Annotated in this window: 9 protein-coding genes and 1 pseudogene; all 10 read left to right on the forward strand. The window is 37.3% G+C overall.

The features are described 5' to 3' along the window. Positions 1-396 precede the first annotated feature (396 nt). Positions 397-1,929 (forward strand): fatty acid--CoA ligase family protein, encoded by a 1,533-nt coding sequence (locus tag KI356_RS17175; protein WP_212935988.1) that lies wholly within the window; start codon positions 397-399, stop codon positions 1,927-1,929. Between the two features lie 112 nt (positions 1,930-2,041). Beyond that, positions 2,042-2,293 (forward strand): hypothetical protein, encoded by a 252-nt coding sequence (locus tag KI356_RS17180; RefSeq protein ID WP_002116872.1) that lies wholly within the window; start codon positions 2,042-2,044, stop codon positions 2,291-2,293. A gap of 89 nt (positions 2,294-2,382) precedes the next feature. Beyond that, positions 2,383-3,408: an S-layer homology domain-containing protein gene (locus KI356_RS17185; RefSeq protein WP_212935994.1), complete on the forward strand. Its 1,026-nt coding sequence runs from the start codon at positions 2,383-2,385 to the stop codon at positions 3,406-3,408. Positions 3,409-3,641: 233 nt separating this feature from the next. Continuing rightward, the gene (locus KI356_RS17190) at positions 3,642-4,697 is read left to right on the forward strand and encodes a sulfate ABC transporter substrate-binding protein (protein ID WP_212935989.1); all 1,056 of its coding nucleotides are present in this window, start codon (positions 3,642-3,644) and stop codon (positions 4,695-4,697) included. Between the two features lie 21 nt (positions 4,698-4,718). After that, positions 4,719-5,546 (forward strand): sulfate ABC transporter permease subunit CysT, encoded by an 828-nt coding sequence (gene cysT / locus KI356_RS17195; protein WP_212935990.1) that lies wholly within the window; start codon positions 4,719-4,721, stop codon positions 5,544-5,546. Positions 5,547-5,557: 11 nt separating this feature from the next. After that, positions 5,558-6,415, forward strand: coding sequence for a sulfate ABC transporter permease subunit CysW (gene cysW, locus KI356_RS17200; RefSeq protein ID WP_212935991.1), 858 nt, complete (start codon positions 5,558-5,560; stop codon positions 6,413-6,415). A gap of 12 nt (positions 6,416-6,427) precedes the next feature. Further along, complete coding sequence (locus KI356_RS17205; RefSeq protein ID WP_128282103.1) at positions 6,428-7,501, forward strand: sulfate/molybdate ABC transporter ATP-binding protein; 1,074 nt, start codon at positions 6,428-6,430, stop codon at positions 7,499-7,501. 123 nt (positions 7,502-7,624) lie between these two features. Next, positions 7,625-7,807 (forward strand): annotated as a pseudogene (locus KI356_RS28225) (PD-(D/E)XK nuclease family transposase); the annotation flags it as partial. 88 nt (positions 7,808-7,895) lie between these two features. Beyond that, positions 7,896-9,002 carry a metallophosphoesterase gene (locus KI356_RS17215; protein WP_212935992.1) on the forward strand — a complete coding sequence of 369 codons (1,107 nt, stop codon included), beginning with the start codon at positions 7,896-7,898 and terminating at the stop codon, positions 9,000-9,002. A gap of 139 nt (positions 9,003-9,141) precedes the next feature. Further along, entirely contained in the window at positions 9,142-10,119 is a 978-nt protein-coding gene (locus tag KI356_RS17220; protein ID WP_212935993.1) for an HD domain-containing protein, read from the forward strand. Positions 10,120-10,292 lie beyond the last annotated feature (173 nt).

Below are 10,292 nucleotides of genomic sequence, written 5' to 3' on the forward strand. Positions count from 1 at the left end.
GAGGCCGTTCCAAAAAAAAATTTTGGAACGGCCTTCTTTTATGAATAGGTTGCCACAGATGTCGTATTTTGTAGTAGTTATGTTCAATATAATTTCACTGTATTTTCGTGAAAATGGAGCGGATGCTCTCAATTTGTATGGGGAGTATACGAGCTTAAATAAAGAGGAACTTGAAAAACTTAGAGAAAAGATGAGTGTATATTATCTTAAAATGATTTTGGGCCTAGTTTCATAATTTGCGGGTAAACGAAATTCCCTTATCCTTCCAAAGCAAACTAAGAGAAGGTGATCTGTGTATATGCAGTTAATAGAATATCACTTGCTACTTTAATTTTCTTTTAATATAATTAATTTAGAATTTTTAAATATTCTAAATTTTATAAAGGTGGGGTTTGTGTGAATCTCGTTCAATCTTTGGCTGAAACGGCAAAAAATAAGGGGGATAAACCGGCGTACATATTTATGGATCAGTCGGTCTCGTATGACCAATTAAACAAAATGGTCACGAAGTTTTCTGGCAATTTAGCAAAAATGGGCATTGGAAAAGGGGACAATGTCGCATTAGCTGTAGGCAATTCACCACATTTTTTAGTAGGTTTATACGGAACAATGAAAGCCGGAGCAACTGTCATTCCGATTAATCCAATTTATACAGCAGACGAAATACATTACATATTACAAGATGGAGATGTAAAAACAATCATCGTACTCGACGTCCTTCTACCTGTTATACAATCTCTTACAACAAGACTTCCTTCATTAGAAAATATCATCATATGCGAAACCTCATCAGATTTTACTCATACAGAAACCGAAAAAATGAAAACGTTTACTAGTTTTATAGGAACTGGAGATTTAACTTACGAAGGTCCTGAACTAGATGAAGAAGATGTAGCGGTTATCCTATACACTTCAGGCACAACTGGAAAACCAAAAGGTGCTATGTTAACACATAAAAATTTATATAGTAATGCGAGCGATGTAGCGTCATATTTACGATATACTGCAGATGATCGCGTCGTTGCAGCGTTGCCGATGTTCCATGTGTTCTGTTTAACGGTTGCGGTAAATGCGCCGATTGTGAACGGAGCAACAATTTTAATGTTACCGAAGTTTAGTCCGAAAGAAGTATTCCGTATTTGTCGCACGTATGAGCCAACGATTTTTGCTGGTGTACCGACGATGTACAATTACTTATATTTATTTGAAGAAGCGAGCGCAGAAGATGTGAAGACGCTTCGCCTTTGTATTTCAGGTGGTGCGTCAATGCCTGTTGCCCTTCTGCAAAACTTTGAAAAACGTTTTGACGTAATCGTTTCAGAAGGATACGGTTTATCAGAAGCATCACCAGTTACTTGTTTCAATCCGTTAGACCGTCCTCGTAAACCAGGATCAATTGGCACAAATATTTGGCATGTAGAAAATAAAATTGTGAATGAACTTGGGGAAGAAGTACCGGTTGGTGCAGTTGGAGAGTTAATTGTTCGCGGACCTAACGTTATGAAGGGCTACTATAATGCGCCGGAAGATACAGCAGCGACATTAAAAAATGGCTGGCTATATACAGGTGACTTAGCGAAAATGGATGAAGAAGGTTACTTCTATATCGTTGATCGTAAAAAAGATATCGTCCTAGTTGGCGGTTATAACGTATATCCTCGTGAAGTAGAGGAAGTATTATATACTCACGATTCGGTAGCTGAAGTTGTTGTAATCGGCGTTCCGGATGAAAACTTAGGAGAAGCAGTACGGGCTTACGTCGTTCTGAAGCAAGCGAATGTAACAGAAGAAGAACTCATGCATTACTGCACGTTACATTTAGCGAAATATAAAGTGCCAATGAGTATTGAATTTTTAACAGAATTGCCGAAGAATACAACTGGTAAATTGTTAAGAAGAGCTTTAAGAGAGAAAGCGATACAAGTATAAAAATGGGGGCAATCACCTTTATGAAGGTGGTTGCCTTTGTATTTTTTAGCATTGGTTAAGCTATGATGCCATATATTTAAAGCGTAATATGACTAATAAGGAGGAGATATACGTGGAGCAGAAAGAATTACGTTTACGGAGGGTCCAATACCTTATTTGTGACATTATGGATGAAATGAATGCTGAAAATGAGAAGAAAACTTTAGAAATTTTGCAGGAAGTAATTGATCACCTTTCCGGTGCAATAGGTGATTTAGTTGATCCATCCAGCACGTATTCTATCGATTATTTAGAGAGAAAAGTTCATACGGCCCATTATTTACTTTTTAAAAACGAGCGGAAGGCGTACTTATGTAGGAAATAGTATTATTAATTTTATTTGACATTGATAATCATTATCAATATGATAGTTATGTTGGGTATATTCATATAAAGGGAGATGTCATATTGATAATGATTAAAAAAAAATATGTTAATGCATTCGTTATAGCAGCAACTTTAGCAGTTCCATTTAGCGGTATTATGGCACCGATTGCGAAAGCAGAAGCGGCAGTAGAAATGAAAGCAGCTAGTAAAATTGCAGATGGTACATACGATGTAATTTTGAAAACATATAAAGATCAAACGAATGATACATCAGTTGCTTCTACATATTTAAAAAATGCAAAAGTAACAATTCAAGGTGACAAAAAAATCGTTACGTTAACGGTTCAAGATAGTAGCTATTTCCAGTATCTTAGAGTAGAAGATTCTAATAAAGTAGGGACATTCCATGATGTAAAAGTGATCTCCGAAGATAAAGCAAATAACGGTACGAAAGTTGTTCAATTTGAAATCGGTGAATTCTCGAAAAAATATAATATGCAAATGCATATATTAATTCCAGCAATTAAATATGATCATAAATATCAAGTGCAGTTTGAAATTGATGCGAGTGCAATTGAAAAGAAATCTAAGTTCTCAGATGTACCGACTTGGGCACAAGATTCAGTTCAATATTTAGTAGACAAAGAGGCAGTACATGGTAAGCCAGATGGTACATTTGCACCGGCTGAAAATATCGATCGTGGTTCAGCAGCAAAAATATTAGCTACTGTTTTAGGATTAGAAATTAATAAAGATGCGAAGCCATCATTCCGTGATGCGCAAAAACATTGGGCTACACCGTATATTGCCGCAGTTGAAAAAGCAGGTATTGTAAAAGGTGATGAGCAGGGTAACTTCAATCCGGGCGGGCTAATTAACCGTGCATCGATGGCTTCTATGCTAGTAAATGCATATAAATTAGAAAGAAATGAAAATATTAAACTACCAAAAGAATTTGCTGATTTAAAAGATCATTGGGGCGCGAAGTATGCGAACATTTTAATTCAAGAAAGCATTTCAGCTGGCACAGATAATGGATGGGCTCCAGATAAAGCGGTAAGCCGCGCAGAAGCAGCACAATTTATTGCGAAGACAGATAAGTTGCAGAAATAAAGTGAAACTAAAATCAGTGGGAGTCCATTCCCGCTGATTTTTAGCTTGTATGAAGTTTCTTATATAATAATTTTAAATTCCAAGTTGACACATGTGAATTACGGAATTAAAATGAAAAGAAATCAAACAGAATACAATAGAAGCTCATCAGAGAAACTGAAGGCGCACAACGTTCACTTTTGTGAATAGATTGTGTGCCTTTTTCTATTGTACAAACTAAGGGGGCTTTATATATGAAACAGTGGAGTAAGACAGCATTAATGAAAAGTACAGGTGTTTTATTATCAGCATTTGTCCTTTTGTCAGGGTGTGGTTCGGCAACATCCACTAACAATTCTGAAGGAAGTGCAGATAAGAAGACAGTCGAACTTTTAAATGTTTCATATGATCCAACGCGTGAGTTATATCAAGACTTCAATAAAGACTTTACGAAGTATTGGAAAGAGAAGCATGGTCAGACAGTAAATGTAAAGCAATCACACGGGGGATCTGGAAGCCAGGCACGCTCTGTTATTGACGGTTTAGAAGCAGACGTTGTAACACTAGCGCTCGCTTATGATATTGATGCAATTAGTAAGAAGAAACAACTAGCAGAAGATTGGCAGAAGCGACTTGCGGATAATTCTACTCCGTATACATCAACGATTGTATTTCTTGTGAGAAAAGGAAACCCGAAAGGAATTAAAGATTGGGATGATTTAACGAAAAAAGGTGTGTCTGTCATTACACCGAATCCAAAAACATCTGGAGGAGCAAGGTGGAACTATTTAGGTGCGTGGGGATATGCGCTGAAGAAATATAACAATAGTGAAGATAAGGCGAAAGAGTTTGTCAGTCAAATTTATAAAAACGTAGAAGTGTTAGATTCGGGTGCACGCGGGGCAACGACAACTTTTGTTGAAAAAGGAATTGGTGATGTATTAATCGCTTGGGAAAATGAAGCGTTATTATCTCAAAAAGAACTTGGAAAAGATAAATTTGAAATTGTAACACCTTCAATTAGTATACTAGCAGAACCACCAGTAGCTGTTGTAGATAAAGTAGTTGATAAGAAAGGAACGAAAAAAGTAGCAGAGGGATATCTTGAATATTTGTATTCAGAAAAAGGGCAAGAAATTGCGGCGAAAAACTTTTATCGCCCTCGTAATGAAAAAGTAGCAGAAAAGTACGCATCACAATTTCCGAAAGTTCAATTATTTACAGTGGATGAACTATTTGGAGGCTGGAAAAAAGCGCAAGAAAAACATTTTAATGATGGCGGCGTATTCGATCAAATGTATAAAAAATAAGGGGGGATGAGGTGACGTTATATGAGGAAGAAGCGTGTTTTACCAGGGTTTGGATTATCTCTTGGATTTACAATGCTCTACATGAGTTTATTCGTACTTATACCACTTTCTATCGTATTTATTCAAACTTCACAGCTAGGCTGGAAGAAGTTCGCGCAAGTTGTAACGAGCGAGCGCGTGTTGCATTCGTATCAAGTGAGTTTCACAACTTCACTTACAGCGGCAATCGTAAATGCCATTTTTGGTTTATTAATTGCTTGGGTACTCGTTCGCTACACATTTCCAGGGAGGCGGTTATTAGACGGACTAATCGATTTACCATTCGCTCTTCCGACTGCTGTAGCTGGTATTACACTTACGACGCTTTATGCGGAAAATGGCTGGGTTGGAAAAATATTTAGTGTGTTTCATATAAAAGTAGCTTTTACCCAGCTAGGAATTATTGTTGCACTTACGTTTATTGGCTTACCATTTGTCGTCAGAATGGTGCAACCGGTATTGCAAAGTATTGATAAAGAAGTAGAAGAAGCAGCTTCTAGTTTAGGGGCGTCACGCTTCCAAATATTTATGAAAATCATTTTGCCAGAAATATTCCCGGCTTTGCTTGCTGGTTTTTCACTCGCATTTGCAAGGGCGTTAGGGGAATATGGATCTGTCGTGTTCATTGCAGGTAATATGCCGATGAAAACAGAAATTGCACCGCTTATGATTATGACGAAATTAGAACAATATGATTATGCAGGCGCAACAGCTGTAGCTGCTGTTATGCTTATTATTTCTCTCCTTTTCCTACTTTTTATTAATATGATTCAAACTTGGAGCAGAAGGCATGAACTGAAAAGTGAATAGGGGGAGAGGAAATGGAGCCAATAGTATTGGAGAAGAAAATAGTAAAAAGCATGTCAGCTAAAAAAGAATCTAAATTGGTACCAATTCTATTCATTACGATAACAATTTTATTTTTATCTCTCTTTCTATTACTGCCGCTCGTGACAATTTTTATGAAAGCATTTGAACGAGGAGTTGATGTATATATTGCCGCTATAACAGATCAAGAAGCATTTTCAGCAATCCGGTTAACACTTCTCGTGGCATTAATTGTTGTACCGCTTAATACGATATTCGGAATAGCGGCGGCTTGGCTTATTACAAAGTTTCAGTTTAAAGGAAAGCAAGTATTATTATCTCTTATTGAACTACCGTTTGCTGTATCACCAGTCATTGCAGGATTAGTATTCGTTTTACTTTTTACACCGAGAGCTGCTCTTGGCGGATGGTTATTGGAACACGGGATAAAGCTCATCTTCTCTGTCCCTGGCATTATCATTGCGACGATATTTGTTACGTTTCCGTTCGTTGCCCGTGAATTAATCCCGGTAATGCAAGCGCAAGGGAAAAGTGAAGAAGAAGCAGCTCTATCACTTGGCGCAAGCGGTTGGAAAATGTTTTGGCGCGTCACATTGCCGAATATAAAATGGGGCCTATTATACGGTATGATTTTATGTAATGCCCGCGCCATTGGTGAGTTCGGTGCCGTTTCCGTTGTTTCTGGACACGTGCGTGGTGTGACAAATACGATGCCACTTCACATTGAAATTTTGTACAATGAATATCAATTTTCAGCAGCGTTCGCTGTGGCGACTTTAATGTCACTCATCGCAGTTTTTACGCTCATTATAAAAAACTGGATTGAATGGAGAATGGAAAAACGACAATAAGGGGTGAGTGCGGTGAGTATTCAAATTCAAAATGTATCAAAACAATATGGTACATTTCAAGCGCTGACAGACATTCATTTGGATATTCCAAAAGGTGAACTGGTCGCTTTATTAGGCCCGTCAGGTTCTGGGAAAACAACGTTATTACGAATTATTGCAGGACTAGAAGAGGCGGACGGAGGCTCTATTTCATTTGATGGGGAAGATTTAACAAATATTCACGTGAAAAACCGGCAAGTCGGTTTTGTCTTCCAGCACTATGCACTTTTTAAACATATGAATGTGTTTGAAAATGTTGCTTTCGGTTTAAAAGTAAGAAAGAAAAGTGTAAGACCTTCAGCAGAAGCAATAGAAGAAAAAGTAACAGAACTATTGAAACTAGTAAAAATGGATGGTTTCGCAAAACGTTATCCCGCGCAATTATCTGGCGGACAACGCCAGCGTATCGCACTAGCCCGGGCGCTTGCAGTCGAACCGAAAATTTTATTACTTGATGAACCGTTTGGTGCACTTGATGCGAAAGTGCGGAAAGAATTACGAAGGTGGCTCCGGAAATTACATGACGAATTTCAAATTACGAGCGTATTCGTAACGCATGATCAAGAAGAAGCGTTAGACGTTGCGGACCGCATCGTTGTGATGAACGAAGGGCGTATTGAACAAATGGGAACACCGGAAGAAGTGTATGAAAAACCGGCAAGTCCGTTCGTATACGACTTTTTAGGAAACGTGAATTTATTTCACGGTCGTGTTCATAAAGGTAAGCTAAATGTCGGATCGGTGGAGCTAGAAGCACCAGAGCATAAGCACGTTTCAAACGTAGACGGAGTGGGATATGTAAGACCACATCATCTATCAATTGCCCGTACAAAACAAAGTATAGATGCCATCCCGGCGAAAGTAACATACTCACATGCAGTTGGCCCTGTCGTATATGTAGAATTAAAGCGCGACGGAACAGAGGAATATTTAGAAGCAGAAATTAGTAAAGAACAGTTCAAACAGCTGAGCATTCAAGCGGGTGAGTTTGTATACGTACATCCGAAAGAAGTGAAGGTGTTTATTCCGGAGGATTTTGTTATTTAATAATAAGGTGCGGTCCCTATATGAGTATGTATAGGGGCCGCATCTCTTTGTTTGCTTGAATGTCTTATTCTTATGTACAATGTAGACGAGAGCTGGTTATAGATATAAAAGGAGAGGAATGCCATGTCCAAACAATTAGTAAATTTGCGCATTGATTTTGCCTTTAAACAGTTATTTGGTACGAGTGGTAACGAAGATATTCTTACGACTTTCTTAAATGCTATGTTATAAGAATCTTTAGAATCACCTATTACATCGTTACAGCTAAAATATCCACATTTGCATAGAGAATATGAGGATCACAAGTAAGAGGAAAATAACTTTGATTTGCTTACTATTTACGTTCTAGACACAGAACAAGATATAATAGAAGAAATCAATAAGGAGGCTAGTCGTGAAGAATCTTCGTTATCTCAATTTATTTACAATCTTAATTATATACACACTACTCATGTTTTACATTGGCTGGAACGGCTGGGTTTGGCTTAGTACAGTATTTGGCTGGGAATCTTGGGGGTATTACGCTTTCGTAGTCGGATTTATTTCATATGCGTACATTCTCGTGCAAGTGTTTAAATTTCTTCCTTTTCTGCGAACGGTCGGTTCAATTTGGTTTGCGGTTATACAATATGCGCTTATGTTATTGCCATTAGCTGATATTGCAGTTTTCTTTTTACAGTTTTCTATAGAGAGGGACACGGCAATTATTTGGACAGGGGCAGTCACTTTACTCGTGTTTTTCTTTATCTTCGCATACGGGGTATTTAATGCGTATAGTCCGGTTGTAAGAAAGTATGATGTACATATACCGAAAAAGGTAGAAGGGCGTAAAAGTTTACGCATTGCGATGGCTTCTGATATGCATTTCGGTAAACTGTCTGGTGTTTCTCATTTAAAGAGACTTGTTCATCATGTAAATGAAATGAAACCAGATATTATTTTACTGCCTGGTGATATTATCGATGATCATCCAGGTGTGTTCATTCAGAAAAATATGGGACCAATCATGAAACAGATGAAAGCTCCATTAGGCGTATATGGCGTGCTAGGAAACCACGAATATTACGGCCGAGCTATTCCTGAGTTTTTACAAGAGATGGATAAGATTGATATTCGTATTCTTTTAGATGAAGTCATTACAATTGAAGATGATTTCTATCTCGTTGGAAGAAGAGATAAAACAGAGCGTGATCGTCAAAGCTTTGAAAGTCTAATGAGTACGGTAGATAAATCGCTTCCTGTTATTGCGATGGATCACCAGCCATTTGAATTAAAACAAGCAGCGGATGCCGGCGTTGATTTATTATTATCTGGTCACACGCACCGTGGACAAATGGCGCCGAATCATATTGTGACGAGAAGAATGTACGAATTAGACTGGGGATACGCGAAAAAAGGTGCATTCCACGCGATTGTTTCTTCTGGATTTGGATTCTGGGGACCACCGCTTAGACTGGGAAGTAGATCTGAGATTGTGCAGGTGGAAGTTACATTTGAATAGGTATGTGAAATAGAGAGCTGATGGCTCTCTATTTTTTAATTTAAAGGTACAAAATATTCGAGTGAAGTTCTTTATTTACTCTCTGAAAAAAGAGATACTATAACTATAAGAAGACTCTGCTTGAAAAGGGGGATTATGAGTGGTTATATCAGATGTCATATACGGTGAGTTTAAAGTAGATAAAGTGTTAGAAGAATTAATTTTAAGTAAACCTGTGCAAAGGCTGAAAGGCATTCATCAGGCCGGAGCAAGTTACTTAATGAATGAGAAATGGAATGTAACGCGCTTTGATCATTCAGTTGGTGCTATGTTGTTAATTAAAAAACTTGGTGGTTCAGTAGAAGAACAAATTGCAGGTTTACTGCATGACGTATCGCATACTGCTTTTTCTCATGTAATTGATTATGTTTTTGATAACGAAAATGAAAGTTATCATGAAGAAATATTTAGCTCTGTTGTGAAAAACTCGGAAATCCCGGCGCTTCTTTCAAAGCATGGTTATAACTATGAAGATATTTTGTTAGATGATTCGAAGTGGACATTACTTGAAAGATCCGCACCAGAATTATGTGCAGACCGAGTGGATTACACATTGAGAGATATGTATACATATGGATATATTTCTTTAGAAGAAGCTCAAAATTTTTTAGATGATTTAATCGTAGTTAATGGAAAAATGGTTCTTCAAAATATCCAGATTGCTGAATGGTTTACGAAGACGTATTACAAAGAAGTTATCGATTTCTTTATGAAACCAATTAATATTTATGGGAATGATATGTTAGCGAAAACGTTAAAATTGGCTCTTTATAAAAAGGTCATTCATGCAGAGGACTTTCTTCTTGAAGATGATGAGCTTATAGTGAAATTACAGCTATGTAACGATCCAGAAGTGGAAGCTTTATTAAGAAAAGTGCATCCAAATGTAAAAGTAAAAGAAGATAGAAATGATTATAATTTGTATCAAAAAAATAAAGTACGCCTTATTGATCCGCCGTTACTTCGTGAAGGTGAAGTTGTTCCATCGTCTGTTGTGTCAGAACAAATAAGACAGATGAGTGATATCGCTTATGAAAAAACGGTGAGAGGGATGTATGTGAAAGTGATTTTTAATTAGTTTCTTTGTAATAGAAAAAGGTGTCATCGATTATGATGACACCTTTTTTCTTTAAAGGGTTGTTCGTATGAAAATGTGTTGCATTTTTACGATACTATTTTATTTTACCAGAAAAATACCTATTATGGTAAAAAAATAATTTTCTCAAAGTTTTTCGATAAAAATAATTTGTG

The sequence above is a fragment of the Bacillus hominis genome (assembly GCF_018332515.1).
GTDB classification, from domain to species: domain Bacteria; phylum Bacillota; class Bacilli; order Bacillales; family Bacillaceae_G; genus Bacillus_A; species Bacillus_A hominis.